This is a genomic window from Wohlfahrtiimonas chitiniclastica DSM 18708, from assembly GCF_000375345.1.
Classification (GTDB): Bacteria; Pseudomonadota; Gammaproteobacteria; order Cardiobacteriales; family Wohlfahrtiimonadaceae; genus Wohlfahrtiimonas; species Wohlfahrtiimonas chitiniclastica.
In genome coordinates this window covers 741,086-761,822 of sequence record NZ_AQXD01000001.1, presented here as the reverse complement: position 1 = coordinate 761,822, position 20,737 = coordinate 741,086, and the positions used below count along the sequence as shown (strand labels likewise).

Annotated in this window: 17 protein-coding genes; 8 read left to right on the top strand and 9 right to left on the bottom strand. The window is 44.9% G+C overall.

The features are described from left to right. The first annotated feature begins 114 nt into the window (after positions 1-114). From B143_RS0103535 to B143_RS0103510, 6 genes are all read left to right on the top strand, one after another. Positions 115-894, top strand: coding sequence for a phosphatase PAP2 family protein (locus B143_RS0103535; RefSeq protein ID WP_018122229.1), 780 nt, complete (start codon positions 115-117; stop codon positions 892-894). 16 nt (positions 895-910) lie between these two features. Next, complete coding sequence (gene yaaA / locus B143_RS0103530) at positions 911-1,681, top strand: peroxide stress protein YaaA (RefSeq protein ID WP_026165689.1); 771 nt, start codon at positions 911-913, stop codon at positions 1,679-1,681. A gap of 3 nt (positions 1,682-1,684) precedes the next feature. Beyond that, the gene (gene ppnN, locus B143_RS0103525; protein ID WP_018122227.1) at positions 1,685-3,067 is read left to right on the top strand and encodes a nucleotide 5'-monophosphate nucleosidase PpnN; all 1,383 of its coding nucleotides are present in this window, start codon (positions 1,685-1,687) and stop codon (positions 3,065-3,067) included. Between the two features lie 82 nt (positions 3,068-3,149). Beyond that, on the top strand, positions 3,150-4,439 hold the full coding sequence (locus tag B143_RS0103520; protein ID WP_018122226.1) for a dicarboxylate/amino acid:cation symporter: 1,290 nt from the start codon (positions 3,150-3,152) through the stop codon (positions 4,437-4,439). Between the two features lie 97 nt (positions 4,440-4,536). After that, positions 4,537-5,004, top strand: a complete 468-nt coding sequence (locus tag B143_RS0103515) for an outer membrane lipoprotein (protein WP_008314490.1) — start codon at positions 4,537-4,539, stop codon at positions 5,002-5,004. A 68-nt stretch (positions 5,005-5,072) separates the two neighbouring features. Further along, positions 5,073-5,627 (top strand): class I SAM-dependent methyltransferase, encoded by a 555-nt coding sequence (locus B143_RS0103510; RefSeq protein ID WP_018122225.1) that lies wholly within the window; start codon positions 5,073-5,075, stop codon positions 5,625-5,627. Here B143_RS0103510 and B143_RS0103505 read toward each other — a convergent pair. The 8 genes from B143_RS0103505 to clpP form a co-directional block, all read right to left on the bottom strand. Beyond that, entirely contained in the window at positions 5,600-8,656 is a 3,057-nt protein-coding gene (locus B143_RS0103505; RefSeq protein WP_018122224.1) for an efflux RND transporter permease subunit, read from the bottom strand. The two genes, B143_RS0103510 and B143_RS0103505, sit on opposite strands and share 28 nt — an antisense overlap. Continuing rightward, on the bottom strand, positions 8,643-9,653 hold the full coding sequence (locus B143_RS0103500; protein ID WP_018122223.1) for an efflux RND transporter periplasmic adaptor subunit: 1,011 nt from the start codon (positions 9,651-9,653) through the stop codon (positions 8,643-8,645). Before B143_RS0103500 ends, B143_RS0103505 begins: the two co-directional genes overlap by 14 nt. A 154-nt stretch (positions 9,654-9,807) precedes the next feature. After that, positions 9,808-11,124, bottom strand: a complete 1,317-nt coding sequence (locus tag B143_RS0103495; RefSeq protein WP_018122222.1) for an NCS2 family permease — start codon at positions 11,122-11,124, stop codon at positions 9,808-9,810. Positions 11,125-11,197: 73 nt separating this feature from the next. Beyond that, positions 11,198-12,178, bottom strand: coding sequence for a TerC family protein (locus B143_RS0103490; protein WP_018122221.1), 981 nt, complete (start codon positions 12,176-12,178; stop codon positions 11,198-11,200). Positions 12,179-12,193: 15 nt separating this feature from the next. Beyond that, positions 12,194-13,756 carry a glutamate--cysteine ligase gene (gene gshA, locus B143_RS0103485; protein WP_018122220.1) on the bottom strand — a complete coding sequence of 521 codons (1,563 nt, stop codon included), beginning with the start codon at positions 13,754-13,756 and terminating at the stop codon, positions 12,194-12,196. Between the two features lie 11 nt (positions 13,757-13,767). Continuing rightward, positions 13,768-14,412 (bottom strand): ribonuclease T, encoded by a 645-nt coding sequence (rnt, locus tag B143_RS0103480; RefSeq protein ID WP_008314498.1) that lies wholly within the window; start codon positions 14,410-14,412, stop codon positions 13,768-13,770. Continuing rightward, positions 14,409-15,707, bottom strand: a complete 1,299-nt coding sequence (clpX, locus tag B143_RS0103475) for an ATP-dependent Clp protease ATP-binding subunit ClpX (RefSeq protein ID WP_008314499.1) — start codon at positions 15,705-15,707, stop codon at positions 14,409-14,411. The genes rnt and clpX overlap by 4 nt, the downstream gene beginning before the upstream one ends. Positions 15,708-15,722: 15 nt before the next feature. Next, on the bottom strand, positions 15,723-16,331 hold the full coding sequence (gene clpP / locus B143_RS0103470) for an ATP-dependent Clp endopeptidase proteolytic subunit ClpP (protein ID WP_008314500.1): 609 nt from the start codon (positions 16,329-16,331) through the stop codon (positions 15,723-15,725). A gap of 184 nt (positions 16,332-16,515) precedes the next feature. Here clpP and serC point away from each other — a divergent pair, with 184 nt between their 5' ends. Further along, a complete protein-coding gene (serC, locus tag B143_RS0103465) occupies positions 16,516-17,598 on the top strand; it encodes a 3-phosphoserine/phosphohydroxythreonine transaminase (RefSeq protein WP_018122219.1) in 1,083 nt (360 codons plus the stop codon). A 40-nt stretch (positions 17,599-17,638) separates the two neighbouring features. Beyond that, positions 17,639-19,768, top strand: a complete 2,130-nt coding sequence (locus tag B143_RS0103460; RefSeq protein WP_018122218.1) for a carboxy terminal-processing peptidase — start codon at positions 17,639-17,641, stop codon at positions 19,766-19,768. Here B143_RS0103460 and B143_RS0103455 read toward each other — a convergent pair whose 3' ends face one another. Further along, complete coding sequence (locus B143_RS0103455) at positions 19,769-20,656, bottom strand: LysR family transcriptional regulator (protein ID WP_008314503.1); 888 nt, start codon at positions 20,654-20,656, stop codon at positions 19,769-19,771. Positions 20,657-20,737 lie beyond the last annotated feature (81 nt).

Genomic DNA, 20,737 nt, shown 5'->3' with positions numbered 1-20,737 from the left:
GGGAAAGAAAAATCGCCGCACAGTATATCACTCAAATCCTTGCTCAGCGTATAAAAATCATTGCCATTGGTGCTATAATGATGGATTCATTCTCATCATTTAGGAAAGACGCGCATGCTGGAGTTAAGCCGCAAAAAATTGACGATCATGACCATTTTCACCCTGGGGTTACTCAGCATTGCAGTGGGGGTGATGATCAGCGGTTGGCATTGGCAAATGAAGGATCATTACACAACATGGGATCATCTTTTATTTTTAGTGACGCAATCTGGCACGGCAGTGACCTATGCCTTCATCACATGCGTTGTACTTGCCACTGTTTTATCGGTGCTTGCGCGCGCAAAAATGTCTTGGGTGTTGGTGTTTTTCACAGCCTTTATTTTGCTGGTGGGTACACAAGCTGTGAAAACCGGCTTAAAATCTTTTTATAAAGAGCCGCGCCCTTATACGGCATTTTTGGTGGAAAACCATGTGGATTTAGAGAGTTTTTATGAATCCTCAAGGGCAGATCGCAAGATGATCGTGGAGGATGTGCTCCTTGGGCATGATGAGATGCCGACTTATCTTAAAAAGCATTGGGCAAAAGAGACCGGTTATTCATTTCCATCCGGGCATGCGGCGTTTGCAGTGTGCTGGCTCATGTTATTTGTCTTGATTTTACCGATGACGCGCCTTCGTGATTACATTGCCGTGGGCGTGATTGCCATTTGGAGTGCATTGATGATCACCAGCCGCTTAGCCCTTGGCATGCATTTTCCGATCGATGTTTTAGTGAGCATTCTCTATGTGCCCATCATTTGCGTAGTGTATGCAAAACTCTCCCGCATTGCTCAATTGCAGCCTTATTATCAAGCATTGTCTCATTTGCCTAAGCGTTTAATTCAACGCGCCTAACAAGGAGAACGGTATGTTGTTATTTTTATTGTCGCCCGCGAAAAAACTCGATGAAGTGCGCCCTGCGCCTGTGCAAGGTCAAGGTGAGCCACATTTCATTCAAGAGAGTGCAGCCTTGATGGATGTATTGCGTCCATTGTCGCCGCCAGCGCTCGAATCTTTGATGAAAATCTCTGATAAATTAGCACTCCTGAACGCTGAGCGTTACAGTAACTTTACAACACCGCTGACGGAGCACAATGCCAAACCTGCGATTTTCCTATTCAATGGCGATGCGTATGAGTCGTTGAATGCTTATGATCTCTCAAACACAGCATTGGATTATGTGCAAAACCATTTAATGATTTTGTCTGGTTTATATGGTGCGGTTAAATCCCTTGATTGGATTGCGCCGTATCGATTAGAAATGGGCACTGCATTAACAAATCCGCGTGGTAAAAATCTCTATGAGTTTTGGGGATCGCGCATCACGGATTATTTAAATCAAATCATTGCTGAAAAGGGCATCACGACAGTGATTAACTTGGCATCTCATGAGTATTTTTCAGCTGTTGATCCCAAAGCATTAACCGTCCCTGTGATCACGCCAATTTTTAAAGATTATAAAAATGGGCAGTACAAAACCATCAGTTTTAATGCGAAAAAAGCGCGTGGTGCGATGGTGCGTTATGCAGCAGAGCAAAATGTCACCTCGCCTGATGATCTCAAAGCGTTTGATCTTCTCGGTTATGCTTTTAAAGGTGCAGCGCAAAACCATCCTTCAGAATGGTTATTTTATAAGGATTAAGTCATGACAGAACACAATAATATTTATCATATTTATCCGCCAAAAGGCTCCCTTGATTTACTCTCCCAAGTGGAAAGTGATTTGTTGCGTAAGCGCTCAGATGGTGAGTTGTATCACTTATTTAGAAATTGTTTGTTGGCGGTGTTAAATACCGGCAGCCAAACAGACAACGCCAATGAAATTTTTCAAAAATATGAAAATTTTGATGCCAAAGTTGAGCGTACAGAGCGCGGCATTAAACTTGAGTTGTATAATCCGCCGCAATCGGTGTTTGTGGATGGTGAATTGACCCATTTGATCCGCACGAACCTCTTTTCTGTGCTCAGAGATATTTTGTACATGCGTGAAGTGGTCAACAGTTATGATCAGAAAAAATTCTTCAAATATGGCAATCAAAAGATCACCACCGACATCATTTTCATGACCCTTCGCAATGCCAAAGCGTTAAAAGCCTCGAATGATTCGAATGTCATGGTGTGTTGGGGCGGGCATTCCATCAATGCTGTGGAATACCAATACGCTAGAGATGTGGGGCATGAATTGGGCTTGCGTCATTTTGACATTTGTACTGGTTGCGGTCCTGGGGCAATGGAAGCGCCGATGCGCGGTGCAGCCGTTGGGCACACGCAACAAGGTCATGAGGCCAATCGTTATATTGGCATTACCGAGCCTTCGATCATTGCGGCAGAGCCACCGAATCCATTGGTCAATGAATTGATCATCATGCCGGACATTGAGAAGCGCATCGAGGCATTCATTCGCTTAGGACATGGTTTAATTATTTTTCCGGGCGGTGTTGGCACCGCGGAAGAGTTTTTATATGTGCTTAGCATCTTGATGATGAAAGAGAATCAGGATCAAGTGTTGCCCATCATTTTGACAGGCCCCACTGAGAGCCGCGCTTATTTTGAAACATTAGATCGCTTCATTCATGAAAGTTTAGGCAGTGAGGCACAAAAGTATTATCAAATCATCATTGGGGATGCCACATTGGTGGCCCAAAAGATGAAAGAGATGATGCCGATTGTGCGTGAAAATCGTAAAGCACGTGATGATGCGTATTGCTTTAACTGGTCGCTGGCCATTGCCCCAGAGCTTCAAAAAACCTTTGATCCCACCCATGAAAATATGGCGAATTTAAACCTTCATAAAGATCAACCAAAAGAGAAATTGGCCGCGGCGCTTCGTCAGGCATTTTCTGGCATTGTGGCTGGAAACATTAAGGAAGTGGGCATCAAAGCCATTGCTGAACATGGTCCGTATGAACTGCATGGCGCACCTGAACTGATGGATTTGATCGATCAATTGCTCAATGATTTTGTGGCGCAAGGGCGCATGAAGTTGCCGGGCGAGCAGTATGAACCATGTTATCGAGTCATAAAATAACGCAAAAAAAGTGACAGAGCGCCAAAAGCGCCGCCACCTTTGAACACACAATGTTGATAAAAAAAGAACAAAGGCTGTAATCATGTGCAAATTTAGACGGTTTTTAACCACTGCATCTGGCAAAATATTGTTGGGTTTAGTGCTCGGCATCATCATCGGCGTGGGGCTTTTGAGCCTCAAGAACACCTCGCCACGATGGACAGAATGCGTATTGCAGTCCGCCGGCTATTTGCACATGTTAGGGCAGATCTTCATGAATTTGATGTACATGTGTGTGCCGTTTTTGATTTTTGGCTCTGTGGTGATGTCCGTCTCCTCCGTGCATTTAGAGGAGTTTAAGCGCTTAGGAATTCAAACTTTGTGGCTCTTTTTTATGGCCACAGCATTGTCAGCGACGTTGGCCATTTTGATCAGCACACTATTACCATTTCAATTTGATGTTGAGGTGGTTAAAGCTGTGAAAGCTTCGCACATGGCATCGTTAACCATTCAAGAGATTGTTTTGGGCTTTTTCCCAAACAATGTTTTTACAGCATTTACGCAGCCGTCGATTTTACAGATCATCGTATTTTCATGTCTGTTTGGTGCATGCATCAATCTATTGCGTGATGTGACACCGAATGTAGAAGCGCTGTTAAATGTCACGTTAGCTTTTAGAAGTGTGGTGCTCAAAATGATCTCTCTAATTATGAAAGTGGCACCGATTGCTGTGTTTGGCATTGTCTCATCCACCATTGTGATTCATGGGCTTGGCACACTCAAAACTCTTGGAATGGTGCTGGTTTACATCACTGCATTGAATGTGCTCTTTTTTCTGCTCTATACACTCTTTATTTGTCTGCGCTACCGTTTAAGTCCTGCCATTTTACTGAAAAAATCTGCCCGCGTGATGATCTTTGCCGGCAGCATCACCTCAACGGCGTTATCACTGCCTTTAGCGATGGACAGCAGTCGTCATCTAGGCGTCAGTAAAAAGGTGACCAATTTTGTTTTGCCCCTTGGCAACTCCCTTAATACCAATGGTGGACCCATCACAAACGTGATCATTGTGATTGCGGTGGCGCATTGTGCAAATTTAGAGATGACGCTGAGCTTTTATGTGATGCTTGGCATCTATGCAACGATTGCCTCTCTTGGCAATCCCGGTGTGCTCGGTGGGGCGCTGGTGTCATTATTGATGCTCTTTGACTTAGTGGGTTTGCCGAAAGAGGCGGCGCTCATTTTCTTCAGTTTAGATTATTTTTATGCCATCACGCGCGTCATTGTGAATGTCATGGGGAACATTTATGCGAGCATCATTCTTGCGCATGCTCAGGGAGAGTTTGATCGAGAGGTCTTTGAATCTTCTAAAGAAATTGCCTGTACCCCATGATTTTAAACATTTTTAATGGAATCAAACGCGCATTCTAGCGGTTTATGCATTAAACTATAGGCATGATTGGATTTGAATGATATTCAAAGGATACATTATGAACTTACGTCAAAAAGCATTGGTGTTAATGGTGGCTTCCGTCTTTGTGACAGGTTGTGCCTCATCATTATCAGGGGATAGCTATTCACGTTCTGAAGCACGTCAAGCCCAAACGGTACAAATTGGCACAGTGGTGAGCACGCGCCCTGTGAAAATCGAAGGCACGAAAACAGGTTTAGGCGCTGTGACAGGGGGTGCATTAGGTGGCGTGGCTGCAAACTCCATTGGTGGCGGTCGCGGTAAAGCATTGGCCACCATCGCAGGGGCCGCGGTCGGTGTGTTAGCCGGTGCGGCTGCTGAAGAAGGCATGACCAAATCTCAAGGCGTTGAAATCTTAGTGACCTTAGATGGCACGCACACCACGCGCGCTTATGTACAAGCGGCGGATGGCACGCAATTTTATGCGGGTCAACGGGTGTCAATCACCACCACTCGTGAAGGTACGAGCCGCGTCAATCCCATTTAATTGGCGCTCATATCATAAGCACGCCTTGCGTGCTTTTTTGTTGTAGATCATAAAAAAAGGACGGTCACATGTCTGCGCGCTTTAAAAAGCATCTCAATTATATTAATAGTTTCATTCACTCGCCAAGAAGTGTGGGCACTTTGATGCCATCTTCACCAGCGTTGTGTGAAGCGATGGTCCATCAAGTCAATTGGCGCACGCCTTCACTATTGGTGGCAGAGCTTGGGGCTGGTGATGGCGTTTTGACGCACCACATTTTACGTGCAATGGGGCAAGATGCTGCGTTATATGCTTATGAAATCAATTCAATTTTCTTTGAATCGTTGGATGAAATTCATGATCCGCGCCTAAAAATCTGTAAAGTTTCCGCTGAAACTCTTGATCAACCTTTTGACATCATCTTTTCATGCTTGCCATTTTTATCCTTGCCACTGCGCATTTCACTGCGCATTTTAAAGGTGACAGCACAAATTTTAGAAGAGACACAGGGCACCTTCATTTTGTTTCAATACACCAATCGCATGGAGAAATTGCTCTCCCGTTATTTTGATTGGGAGAAGCAATTTGTGGTGAAAAATTTCCCACCAGCATTTGTTTATGTGTGTCGTCCTAAGCGTCGATGATGACGACTGAACATTAAATATAAGCTTGGCACCACAAAGAGCGTCAGCAGTGTTCCAAGGGCTAAACCGCCCACAATCACCCAGCCGATGGTGGCACGTGATTCAGCGCCTGCGCCATGGGCGAGGGCTAAAGGCAATGAACCAAGCACCATTGCACCGGTGGTCATCAAAATGGGGCGTAGGCGTAAACTGGCCGATTCGATCATGGCAGCGATGCGATCTTTGCCCTGATCTTGCAACTGATTGGCAAAGGCAACGAGTAAAATGCCATGTTTTGTGATGAGCCCAACGAGCGTCACCAACCCAATTTGACTATAAATATTGATGCCATTGCCTGTAAAGTATAAGGCAAGGAGCGCACCTAATGCCGCTAAGGGCACAGATAATAAGATGATCAATGGATCCATCCATGATTCAAACTGCGCGGCTAACACCAAATAAATGAACACAATTGCCAATAAAAATACAATGCTCATCGCGCTGCCTGAACTTTTAAATTCGCGCGCGCTGCCAGTATAATCTAATAGGGCATCAGGCATCACCTCACGAATGGCATTTTCAACGGCAGCGATCCCTTCGCCTTGGGAGACATTTTCCGCTAAATCGGCCGAAAGGGTCACCGCTCTTAATTTATTGAAGTGATTAAGATTTTGCGGTGCCACAGTTTCACGAATGGTGACGAAATTGGACAAAGGAATCATCTGATTTTTATTCGAGCGCACATAGATGTTTTTTAGGTGATTGGGCTCATTGCGTTGCGTGGGCTCAACTTGGACGAGCACATCATATTGCTCTGAACCTTCTTTAAAGCGCGTCACTGTTCGGCCGCCTAAAGCCGTTTCTAATGCTCGGCCAACGGCATTGACATCAATCCCAAGGAGCGCCAATTTCTCGCGATCCACATCCACTTCCAATTGTGGCGTATTGAGACGAAGGTTATGATCAGGCGTCACTAAGCGATTGTCTTGATTGAGCTTTGCCATGATCTCTGTCATGTGCTGATCAAGGGTTGCAAAGCTCTCTGTGGAGCGCACCACAACTTCCACAGCTTTTGAGCGCCCATCTTGCCCTAAAGATTGCGGATTGCTCGCAAAAACGCGTAAGCCAAGGGCAATGTTGCGAAAGGATTGATTGAGGCGTTGCACGATGCTCATTTGTGATTCACTGCGTGTATCCCAATCGGGCAGCATCACGTTACCAATACCGCCTGCGGCAACACCTGACACCACAAAGATCACTGATTCAGGCAGCGTCGTTAAGAGATGATCCTCAATGTCCGTCAAGTAGCGATCCGTAAAATCCACCGTTGCACCTTCTGGGGCAATGGCTGTGATGCGAATAAAGCCACGATCCTCAATGGGCGCGAGCATTTTCGGTAATATTTGATAGATGCTGTAGCTTGCGATCAAAGTGAGCATCATGATGCTCACAATGAGCATGCGCTTTGGTATGATGCGGCGTAATCTTGACGTATAGGCACGCGTGAGTCCATCAAAGCCCGATTCAATGAGGTTAAAAATGCGCCCCTTTTTTTCAGTGGATTTTGCAGGCAATAATTTTGCGCACATCATCGGTGAGAGTGTGAGCGCTGTAAAACCTGAGATGATGACGGCGATGGAGAGCGTCACGGCAAATTCCACAAAGAGCTGCCCAATGCGACCCTCTGTGAAGGTTAACGGTAAAAAGACCGCGGCAAGGGTGAGGGTCATCGCGATGATGGCAAGCCCAATCTCTTTTGAGCCTTTAAATGCGGCATCTAAGGGCGATAATCCCGCTTCGATGTGGCGATGGATGTTTTCGAGCATCACAATCGCATCATCCACCACAAGTCCAATGGCCAACACAAATGCGAGCATGGTTAAGGTATTGATGGAATAACCTAACAAATACATGGCAAAGAGTGTGCCAATTAAGGCAATTGGTACGGTCACCATCGGGATTAATGTGGCGCGCGCGCTGCGCAGAAAGAAGAAAATGATGATGCCCACAAAAATCAGCGCTTCCACAATGGTGGAATAAACCGATTGTAGGGATTTTTGGATGAAAATGGAGTTGTCAGAGCTGATTTCAAGCGCGGTATCATCGGGTAGGGATTCACGCAATGTGGGCAGAATTTTACGGATATTGTCTGAAATGGTGAGCGGATTGGCGGTCGATTGCTTAATGATGGCAATCCCAACGCCGCGCTTGCCATTCATGCGTGGACGTGAAGTCTCTTCGACGCCGCCTAGCTCCACATTTGCTAAATCTTTCAAACGCACAATGTGCTGATTGTTATTTTGGTGCGTGGTTTTGATGATGATGTTGCCAAATTCATCCACAGTGTTTAAATCTGTTTGCGCCACAATGGCAAGCTCACGGGCATTGCTTTTGATGGTGCCGGCAGGAATCTCCACATTTTGTTTACGCAGCGCCGATTCAATGTCGGCAATTTCGATGTCAAACGCCGCCATCTTTTCAGTGTCTAACCAAATGCGCATTACAGGATCACGCGCGCCCCAAAGTTCAAGCATGGAGATGCCTTCAAGGAGTTCGACTTGAGGCTGAATATTGTTTTCAATGAGCTGCGTGAGTTCGATTGAGGAGAGCGTATCACTGGTGAGGGTTAAAATCATCACAGGATCCGCATCAGAATCACTTTTATTGATGAGGGGCTCATCCACATCATCTGGCAGTTGGCGTTTCGCGCGTGAGATTCGATCACGCACATCATTGGCTGCCTCTTCGATGTTTTTGTTGGGGTTAAACGTGATGTTCACAAAGGACATGCCGCGGCGCGACATGGAGCTTAAATAATCAATGCCATCGATGCTTGTCAATGCATCTTCAATGGGTTTGGTGACTTGAGTTTCAATGATGTCTGGGCTCGCGCCGCTGTACATCGTGCGCACGCTGATCACAGGCTGATCAATATTGGGGTATTCTCGAATGCTCATGCGACTCAAACCCACAATGCCAAGCAAAATGATGAGAATGTTGAGAACGATGGCGAAAACAGGGCGGCGAATGGAGAGATCAGAGAGCTTCATGAATCACCGCTCCATCACGCAATTTTGCTTGGCCAACTTTCACCACCACATCATCTTTTTGTAACCCGTGCAAGACTTCAATCGCATAACTTGAGCGATCGCCTAAGGTGACTTCTGTGAGTTTAGCAATCTTCTGCTCACCTTGTGGCACAACGGTGTACACATATTGTTTGCCTTCTGCGGAAAATACGGCTTCTTCTGGCACCATGATGACTTGGTAACCTAAAGGAATTTCAAGGAAGATGCGCGAGAACATGCCGGGCAGCAATGCGTCATCCTGATTATCGTAAATAGCGCGTACCGTTAGAGATCGTCCCTCTTGTTCAATTTCAGGGCTTAACGCGTAAATTTCTGCGGTGAAGGTTTTTTTCGGGAAATTATCCACTGAAAATTGTAAGGGTTGATTGAGGCGCACGGTATGGGCTAAGCGCTCTGGTAAGTTGAATTCAAGTTTGAGTTTTTCTGTATCCACAATCGTGGTTAAATCACTGCCAGATTGCACGTAGCTGCCCGCAAAGTGGTTGATGAGCCCAAGGCGACCATTAAAGGGCGCTTTAATCACGGTGCGATCTAAGGTCACTTCAGCCATCTCTAAATCTGCTTCGGCTTGTAAGGCTGCTGTTTTTGCGGCATCTAACTGCTGGGCGCTCGCGCTGCCTTTTGAGGCTTCTAGCCGTTTGACGTTTTGCATGGCATTCATCAAATTTGCGGTGGCATTTTTATATTGCGCGGTGGCTAAGCGATCATCAAAGCGAAAGAGTACTTCTTGCGCCGTCACGCGGGCGCCTTCTTTGACGGCCACTTCAGTGATTTTGCCAGACATTTCTGGGCGAATGATCACGCGCTCATAGGGCAATAATGTGCCCACGGCATTGATGTATTCAACTTTTGGGATGATTTGTGTCTCCGCCACTTCCACTAAAATCGGGCGCGGCTCACCAAAGGCAATCGGCAGTATCAAAACAGTCAGGGATAGCACAGTAAAAAATCGACGCATGAATGACCTTAAAATGGAAATGAACTCGATTAGATAGTGTACGTCAAGTGTTGCAAAAGATTGCTGAAAATTGTCAAAAATGTGTAAAGATTAAAAAAATCCCATCTAGGTTATCCTAAATGGGATGATTTTGATTGTACAGGGTGGCTCAAGATTATGCCGCGGCACTTTCCATGCTGTATAAAATGAATTTCACTAAGAACAGCGCTGCAATGATGTAAGTGGCAGGATGCACTTGGCGGAATTTACCAGTACACACTTTAAGCACCACATAGCTGATGAAGGCAAAAGCAAAGCCATTGGCAATCGAATAGGTGAATGCCATGGTAAATGCCATCAAGGCTGCCGGAATGGCATCAGTTAAATCATCCCAGTTCACTTCTGTCAATTCGCGAAGCATTAAACAGGCCAAATAGATTAAAGCAGGCGCTGTGGCATAGGCAGGCACTGCTGTTAATAATGGCGAGAAAAAGAGTGCCACTAAGAAAAGAACGGCAACGGTTGCGCTCGTTAAACCGGTGCGGCCGCCTGCTTGTACGCCTGATGCACTTTCCACATACGCTGTCACAGAGCTTGTGCCAAGCATACTGCCTGCTAAAATCGAGGTACTGTCTGCAAAGAGTGCGCGTGAGAAACGTTTTTTGTTTTCAGGGGATGTGTCATCTAAAATTTTGGCACGTTTTGCCACGCCAATTAATACGCCAGTGGCATCAAATAGTTCAACCAATACAAGGGTTAAAATCACTTGTAAGAAGCCTGCTTCCAATACTTTTGAGAAATCAATTTGGAAGAAGGTTGGGGCGATTGAAGGCGGCATGGAAACGATGCCGGCAAAATGTGTATTGCCTGTGAAAATGCTTAAAGCGGAGATCACCAAAATACCGATCAAAATGGCGCCTTTCACTTTTAATGCATCTAACACTGCAATCACTAAAAAGCCAAGCACACAGAATAAAACGGTGGGATTAGAGAGAGAACCTAATTTAACAAGTGTGGCGGAATCATCCACCACCACTTGAGCTGATTGTAAGCCGATGAAGGCTAAGAATAGGCCGATACCTGCGGCAACGGATGCGCGTAACGATGCCGGAATCCCTTCGATGATCCATGAACGTAAACCTGTCGCAGTCAGAATTAAGAAAATGACGCCAGAGACAAATACGCCACCTAATGCTTGCTGCCAAGTAAAGCCCATGTTCGCCACAATGGTGAAGGCAAAGAAGGCATTCAATCCCATGCCGGGTGCAACGGCAATGGGGTAGTTGGCCAAAAATGCCATGATGAAGGTACCGATTGCGGCGGCGACACACGTTGCCACAAACACAGAACCCATGTCCATGCCGGTTTTAGATAAGATGATCGGATTGACAAAAATGATGTAGGACATTGCTAAGAATGTCGTCATCCCTCCTAAGACTTCGGTTTGAACATTGGTTTTATGCTCACGAAGTTTAAAGATTCGCTCTAACATGAAAAAGTCTCCTAAAATTGTGACAAATGCGAATTTAAAAAGCCCCGCTATGAGTCATAGTGAGGCTAGTTGATTAAGATGCTTTAGGTTTGCGCTTCAGTGATATCACGACAGAGCCCACCAAAATCAGTAAGACCACCGAAAGGGAAATCCACGTGGGGATGTGAATGTCTAAAGCGAGCAGTAACATTTTTCCACCGATAAAAATGAGAATGGTGGCTAAACCATACTGGAGGAAATGGAAGCGGTCGGCCATGTCGGCCAATAAGAAGTACATGGCGCGCAACCCTAAAATCGCAAATACGTTAGAAGTCATCACAATGAACGGATCTTTGGTGATGGCAAAGATGGCAGGGACAGAATCCACTGCAAAAATAATGTCAGAAATGGTGATGACGATGAGCGCTAATAACAGCGGCGTGCCATAACGTAAACCATTTTCTATCGTGAAAAAGTGTTCTGCATCTAATCGATCCGTGAAGCGGAACTTATTTTTCACAGTGCGAATGAGCCATTTGTCATTGAGGTTTTCTTCTTCATCGTGCTTTTTGAACATCGTAAATCCTGTGTACACCAAAAAGGCACCAAAGACATACAAAATCCACTCAAATTGTGAGATGAGGGCAGAACCCACCAACACCATCAAAATGCGTAGGGCAATGGCGGCAAAGATGCCGTACACCAAAACGCGGCGTTGGAATTTTGCTGGAATTTTAAAGAAGCTGAAAATCAATAAAAAGACGAAAATATTATCAATGGAGAGTGATTTTTCAAGCACGTAACCGGTGAGGAAATCAACAGCAGCTTCTGTGGCTTGGGCTTGCTGCTCCGCGGCTGTGAGCCCCGGAAAATCGCCATGGGCTAAATACCAATAGAGCCAGCCATTGAAAACAAGGGCAACGGTGACCCAAATGAGCGTCCAGATGAGCGCCTCTTTTGTGCTCACTTTGTGATCGCCCGTTTGCTTTAATGCAAGCATATCCACAGCGATCATGATTAAAACGGCAATGGCAAAAACGGTGTATAAAAACGGTGAACCAATGTCTAGATTCATGGTGGAAAAACGTCCTTAAATGGATTTAAAATAATTTGCTAAATACTCATCAAAATCGATTTGAGGTTCAGCCTCTAACGCTTCTTGACGAGCGATGCTGTCTTGAGCGAGGGTTTTAAATCGTTCGCGTTGTGCCTCCGTGAGCTTGTGATCCGTTAAATAATGTTGCTTGTAATCGAGCGCTTTTTCAATGCAATAAGCGTTGTAATTTAAGTCAGTCGATTGTAATGACTTGATGAGTTCAGCCGAAGGCGTCAATGCACTTGATTGAACCATTTTTTTCAAAGGCGATAAGGTGGCCACATAGGGCGCGCCTAAAATCTCTGCCACAGGACGAATCCAATCTAACGTAAAGCGCAATAAATCTTTCAATGGATAATCGTGCCCAGAGAGATTGAGTGTTAACCCTTCTTGACGGCCATTGGCAGCCACTTTAGCAAGATTTTTACGGTTTTCTTCATATTCATCATAACTGAGCGGCAATGCATCAGAGAGCAAACAAGTGGTTAAAAAGGCTTGTAGAAAACGGATGGTTTCCACAGAAATACCTGTCGCCACGCTTGGCATGATGTCCACCGTGCGAAGTTCCACATACTCAATCCCGCGTGTTTTTAAGGCGCTCAGTAATGTTTCACCGCTTTTCAGCACTTGTTTGGGGCGAATGCTCGCATAGTATTCATTTTCGATCTGTAGAATGTGATTATTGATCTGAAAATATTGACCATCTTTTTTCGTGGGAATGTGGGAAACTTTATCGCATGGCGTCAACACAGCACGCTCAATGTCACGGATGTAATCTGTCAATGAGTTAAACGAAACTGTGAATTTACATTTGTTGTTACTGTAGCCAATGTCTGATAAACGAAGGGAGGTGGCATTTTTAAGATACACCGTTTCATCATCAAACGTTTCAAATGGATGATGGCTGCCTTCTTGTAGGAAGGTTTTGGGCATCACAGGCGATGCGCCAAAGAAATAGGGCACTAAAAAGCCAAAACGTGACACTGAACGCATCAAGTGTAAATAGCGCTCTGATTTAAAATCTTGAAGGGATTGCGTATTGCCAAGTGCCGCTTGCCAATTGGTAAAAAACTCATCACTCAACGAGAAGTTAAAATGAATGCCTGCGATGGTTTGCATCATCTTGCCATAACGATGGGCAAGACCGGTGCGGTACAGCGTTTTCATTTTTGCAGCATTTGATGTGCCATATTGAGCAATCGGAATGTCATCAACATTGTTGATGGTGGGCGGCATGGAATCTGGCCACACCACTTCATGATCTAAGCATTCTGCGGTGTAGGCCTGGATTTCATCTAATGCTTGATAGAGATCTTCAGGGGAGTGATACACATTGGTGACAAACTCCAATAAATTTTCCGCAAAATCTGTGGTGATGTTTGGGTTTGTCAATGCTGAACCAAGGGCACGCGGATGCGGCGCTTGGCTCAACAGGCCTTGCTCATTCACACGCAAACCTTCACGTTCTAAGCCCATCGTCACATGTTTGATGCCATCGGCCTTAGCACCTAATGTTTTGAGATGGTCGTTTAAAGATTTGGAGAGCATTTTAAACATAATCGATCCTTTTATAGAACGGAATGTAGATCAAAGCCAATGTGTGTTTGCCACATGTTGACAATTTTACAGAATAATTCTGCGGTTTGCTGTGTATCGTATAGGGCAGAGTGAGCATCGGCTGCATCCCAGGTCATGCCTGCGGCGATCGCTGATTTTGCCAACACCGTTTGCCCAAAGGCCAGCGCACTTAAGCTTGCCGTATCTAACACAGAAAAGGGGTGGAAAGGTGAGCGTTTGATGTCACAACGTTCAATGGCAGCATTTAAAAACGCTAAGTCAAAATGCGCATTGTGGCCAATTAAAATGGCACGTGTACAACCTTGGCGACGAACCTCTTCACGTACCGCAGTAAAGACGCGGGTGAGCGCCTCTTTCTCCGGGATTGCCATGCGAAACGGATTGTCTAACTTAATACCGTTGATCTTCATGGACTCAGGATTGATGCCTAAGTTTGGCGCAGGTTCAATGTGGGTGGAGACATGATGCGTGGTTTTCATCATGCCATTGTCATCGATGTCTAAAAAGACGGCCGCTATTTCAAGCAACGCATCTTTTTTTGGGTTTAAACCGCCGGTTTCTACATCGACAACAACAGGTAAAAAGCCCCTAAAGCGCAATGACATTAAGGGCGGATGACTTAATTGATCACTCATGACGTTTGTTCAGCCTTTGAGCGCTTCGAGGTGCGCTTTGCAGGTTTTTTGGCCTCAGCAGCCGGTAATGTGTATTCAATCATCGGTGGCACACGATCAATGATCTGTGGGCGGTCGATGATGACTTTGGCCACATTCTCTTCCGATGGAATGTCAAACATTGTGTCTAACAACGTGGACTCAATGATGCTGCGTAAGCCGCGTGCGCCTAATTTACGGGCAATGGCCAATTCAGCAATCGCTTTTAAACCTTCTTCTGTGAATTCTAATTCAACATTGTCAGAGGCAAAAAGGTATTCAAATTGCTTCACAATGGCATTTTTAGGTTTCGTTAAAATGTTGATGAGGGCAGCTTCGTCAAGCTCTTCTAACGTTGCCACAACAGGCAATCGGCCAATGAATTCAGGGATTAAACCAAATTTGATTAAATCTTCTGATTCCACTTCGGCAAAGAGTTCAGAGATTGTGCGTTCTTCATCTGATTTCTTAAGTTCAGCGCTAAAACCAATGCCGCCTTTGTTTTGACGCATGTTGATGATTTTATCTAAGCCCGCAAATGCACCGCCACAAATGAAGAGGATGTTGCGCGTATCGACATTGATGAGCTCAGCATTTGGATGCTTGCGGCCACCTTGAGGCGATACCGCAGCTACAGTGCCTTCAATGATTTTGAGTAGGGCTTGCTGAACGCCTTCACCGGATACATCACGCGTGATGGATGGATTGTCACTTCTGCGTGTGATTTTATCGATCTCATCAATATAGATGATGCCTGTTTGCGCACGTTCCACATCAAAGTTGGCATTTTGCAATAGGCGCTGAACGATGTTTTCCACATCTTCACCCACGTAACCTGCTTCTGTTAAGGTTGTGGCATCAGCAATGGCAAAGGGCACATCCAACATTTTAGCTAAGGTTTCGGCCAATAATGTTTTACCTGAACCCGTTGGGCCAATCAGTAAAATGTTACTTTTGGTGAGTTCTACATCAGAACGCACAGTTTTAGATTCTAAACGTTTGTAGTGGTTATACACCGCAACGCTCAATGTTTTTTTCGCCAAATCTTGGCCAATCACATATTCGTTTAAAGCTTCGAATAATGCTTTCGGTTTCGGCAGAGGTTTTTTGGTGTGATCTTCCACCATTTCATCCGTGATGAGCTCGCCACACAGCGCGATGCATTCATTACAGATGTACACATTAGGGCCAGCAATGAGTTTTTGCACTTCATCTTGTGACTTATCACAAAATGAACAGCGCAAGACTTTGCCTTTTTTCTTTGGAGTATCAGTCATAAAATTTAGTCTTTATTAACGGTGAGAGATGACAGAATCGATGATGCCGTATTTTTTTGCTTCTTCGGCACTCATAAAATTATCGCGGTCTGTATCTTTCACAATTTTTTTCAAAGGTTGTTTGGTGTGTTCTGCCATGATGCGGTTTAAACGATCTTTAATGAACAACATCTCTTTGGTGTGAATTTCGATGTCGCTCGCTTGACCTTGATAACCGCCAAGTGGCTGATGGATCATGATGCGTGAGTTTGGCAAGGATAAACGCTTGCCTTCAGCGCCTGCCGTTAATAAAAAGGCGCCCATGCTGCATGCTTGACCAATACACATGGTGGATACATCCGGTTTAATGAACTGCATGGTGTCATAAATGGACATGCCAGCTGTGACAGAACCACCGGGTGAATTGATGTATAAATGGATGTCACGATCAGGGTTTTCTGCTTCTAAAAATAGCATTTGAGCCACCACAAGGTTCGCGCTATAGTCATCGACAGGTCCCACTAAAAAGATCACGCGATCTTTCAAAAGGCGAGAGTAAATATCAAATGCGCGCTCGCCACGAGCCGATTGTTCGACAACCATTGGCACTAAGTTTAGGTTGTGAATATCATTATTAAAAGACATTAGAATCCTCATGACCGAATTTAAAAATAAGCCACCAATTCTAGCAGAAAGCTTTCTAAAATCCTATGTCAAATATTGAAAAGGCAATTCTAGGCATAGATTTTAGCCATGATGAAAGACTCCATTTTAGAAAAAATTTGGTATAGTGTAGCCTTGCTCATACATTTTAAATTGTGGATTGAAAATGGAACGTAATTATAATTTTTGTGCAGGACCCTCTACTTTACCTGAGTCAGTATTAAAACAAGCCCAGGCAGAATTGTTAAATTGGCAGGGATTAGGTGCGTCGGTGATGGAAGTCTCCCACCGCAGCAAAGAGTTTGAGGCAGTGATGAGAAACTGCGAAAACAAAATGCGTTCGCTCCTCAATATCCCTGAAAACTACAAAGTGTTGTTTTTGCAAGGTGGCGCTTTTGCGCAGTTTTCCATGATCCCCATGAACATCTTAGGGGGAAAAACGCAAATTGATGCCATTGAAACCGGTGTGTGGTCTGGCAAAGCCATGAAGGCGATGGCAAAACATGCCAACATCAACCTTGTGGCGAGTACGAAAGAGACAAAATTCACCACGTTGCCCGATTTAAATGCGCTGAACTTTTCTAAAGACAGCGCATTTGTTCATTATTGCGACAATGAAACCATCAATGGTGTGGAATTTAGAGCACCATTGACAGCGTGTGAAACACCTGTGGTGGCAGACATGAGCTCGAACATTTTATCGCGCGCGTTTGATGTGTCTAAATTTGGTTTGATTTATGCAGGGGCACAAAAGAACATTGGTCCATCGGGCGTGACTTTAGTGATCGTGCGTGAAGATTTACTGGGCCAAGCGGATCCTAAAACTTCAGATGTGTTCAATTATGAAGTGCAAGCGAAAAACATGTCCATGATCAATACGCCACCGACATTCTCACTCTACATGATTGATCTTGTTTTGACATGGTTGCAAGGGCAAGGCGGCGTTGAGGCGATTGAAAAAATCAATGCAGAAAAATCCGCGATGCTTTATGGCTTGATTGATCAGAGTGATTTTTATCACAATCCTGTGGCAATGGATGCACGTTCTCGCATGAATATTCCATTCACCATTGCAAATCCAGAATTAGATCCCATCTTCTTAGCGAAAGCAAAAGAACAGGGCTTAATCAATTTAGAAGGCCATCGCTCGGTCGGCGGGATGCGTGCAAGCATCTACAATGCATTGCCTTTAGAAGGTGTACGTGCATTGTGTGAATTCATGTCCGACTTTGAAAAACAGTATGGTTAAATCACACAACAAATACTTGGGTTGACAAAAAGATATGATGATGAAACGAACAAAATGGGGCATGATCCTGCCATTAGCCGCAGCATTGCTCTTTAGCAATCTGCAAGCGAGTGAGTTGCCGGCGATTCGAGCAAGTGCCATTGAGCAAAAGCAATTGCCGCAGATTCAGTCGAATAAACGCTTTGAACGCATCAGTTCAGCGCATGCGGCAGCGATGGCTCAATTTCAATATGGTCAGTTGCCCATTAATGATGCGCTCTCTGAGCGCATCTACTCGTTGTATCTGAACTCTCTAGATCCGCAGCATGTCTACTTTTTACAGTCCGACATTGATCAATTCAATCAACACAAGTATTTGTTTGATGATTACTTAAGGAAAGCGCAATTGCACTTTCCTTTTGAAATGTACAACCGTTTGATCGAACGCATTGATGAGCGTGAAACCGCCATTGAACAATTGATCGACGGTGATTTTGATTTTACCACCGATGAAGAGATTCTCATCAATCGTAAAGATGAGCCCTTTGCTCAAACAACCGATGAGCTCAATGCCATTTGGGCGCAGCGCATCAAAAATGAATTGTTAAATCTCATCGTGTCAGATGATGAAATTACGTTAGATGAAGCAAAAGCAAAGTTGAAAAAACGCTATGCATCGCGTCATGAACGCTTGATGCAGGTGGATGCCGATGACATTTTTGAAATCTATATGAATGCCATTTCCTTGGCGTTTGATCCCCATTCAGGTTATTTATCCCATCGCACGATGGAAAACTTTAACATCAACATGAGCCTCTCACTACAAGGGATTGGCACTGTATTACGCCAAGATGATGATGGCATTTCGATTATGGAAATTGTGTCGGGCGGTCCTGCGGATTTGAGCAATCAATTGGTGGTGGGTGATCAAATCATTGGTGTGGCGCAAGGCGATGATGGCGAATTTTTAGACATCGTGGGCATGCGTTTAGATCATGTGGTGGATAAAATCCGTGGTAAAAAAGGTACTGTGATCCGATTACAGGTGCTTGGTAATAAAGGCAAAGGTCCTGAGAAAATCGTGCGCATTGTGCGTGATAAAGTGAAATTAGAGCAGCAAGCGGCAAAATCTGACGTTAAAATCATCGAAAAGGATGGCAAAACACAAAAGATTGGTGTCATCACGTTGCCCACGTTCTACAGTGATTTTGAAGGCAGCAAAGAGGGTGAAAAAGAGTTCAGAAGCACCACGCGCGATATGAAGCGCTTGGTCAATGAACTGACAGACAAAGAGCACATTGATGGTTTAGTGATCGATCTACGTGGCAATGGCGGCGGCTCTTTAGAGGAAGTGATTAATTTATCTGCGCTCTTTATTCCAGAAAAGAAAACCGTGGTGCAGGTGAAAAATTATAATGGCTCTATTGAAACGCGCCACAGCGTCAATGAAAAGCCAATTTATGATGGACCTTTGATGGTGATCACCGATCGCTTGAGTGCATCGGCAAGTGAGATTTTTGCAGGCAGCATTCAGGATCAAGCGCGCGGCTTAATTGTGGGCAATACCACCTTTGGTAAAGGCACTGTGCAATCCTTACTGCCATTAGATGGTTGGTTGGCAAAAGCGGATAAACCTGGGCAAAGTAAAGTGACCATTGCGATGTTCTATCGCGCGAATGGTGAAAGTACGCAAGAGAAGGGCGTTGTGCCAGACATTGTGTTGCCACAAATCTACAATCCGCAAGACATCGGCGAGGCGAAAGAGAAATATGTTTTGCCGTGGGATAAAATTCCGGCGGCCAAAGATCTCAAAGTGACTGAAACATTGACGGAGTTTGTGGCGCCTTTGCAAAAAGCCCATGATGAGCGCTTAACTCAAGATGAGAAGCTTAAAATCTTCCAAGCGCAGCGTGATAAAATTCAAGCGCTTTGGGATGTGAAGACGCTTTCTCTTAATTTAGATGAACGCCATCAAGAACTCAACACCCAAGAAAAAGCCTCCTTTGACAATGCCAATGAGATTCGTGCCCTTTACAATCTTGAGCCTTTAACCCTAGAGCAATACAAGAATGAAGATGGCACGCACACAGAGTTGTTAAAAGAGACAACGCCGGATGTATTGTTAGATGAAAGCGTTAACATCATGAGTGATTATATTGATTTAATTCAACAAAAATCGCCTGCAAAATAGTCAGCGCGGCGCCGCTCTTGCCAGCTCAATGAAGCGACGCACATGGGCATTGTGCTGATCTAATTCGCGATAGCCCACATGAATGTTTTTAAAGATTCCCCCTTCACCTAAACGCACAGGTCGAATGGGGAATTTTTTTTGATAGCGATCAATGAGCCATCTTGGCATGGTGGTGACGCCGCGTTGTGTGGCCACCATTTGTAAGATGATCTCGGTATCTTCTAAGGGTTTGTGCACTTTAGGGATGCAGGCAGCGGGCAGTAAAAATTGGTTGAACACATCTAAGCGCGCTTTTTCTACGGGGTAGGTGAATAGGGTTTCTGTCAATAGATCGCTCGGCTTTGCAAAAGGCGAATTCACCAGCGGATGATCCTGATGTACCACTAACACCAATTCATATTCAAACACAGGCTCAAAGATGATGTTCGCCATATTGATGGGATCGGGCGTGATCAGTAGATCAATGTCATGGTTAAAAATGGCTGCAAGTCCACCAAATTTAAAGCGCTGTTTGACATCGATGTCCACGCCAGGATAAGCATGCAAAAAAGGATCAACAATGCTGAGTAACCATTGATAACACGGATGGCACTCCATGCCAATGTGCAGTGTGCCAAGCTCATGGCGGGCATAGCCTTTCAGATTATGATCCACACGTTCAAGCTGTGGAAGCAAACGATTCGCTTGATCTTGCAAATATTGTCCTGCCTCTGTTAAGCGAAGGGTGCGGCCATCTTTCACCCAAAGCTCTGTGCCCACAAGGTGCTCAAGTTTTTTGATGGTGTGACTCAATGCCGATTGCGTTAAGTTCAATGATTTTGCAGCGCCCGTTAACGAGCCTTCGCGATCAATGGCGCGAAAAATGGCTAAATGAATGCGTTCGATCATGTGCTTTCCTAGTTGAAGATAGGGATCATGAACTATATCTTATTTTTATCTTTGCGCGCATTAAAAAACGGCGCTTTTGCG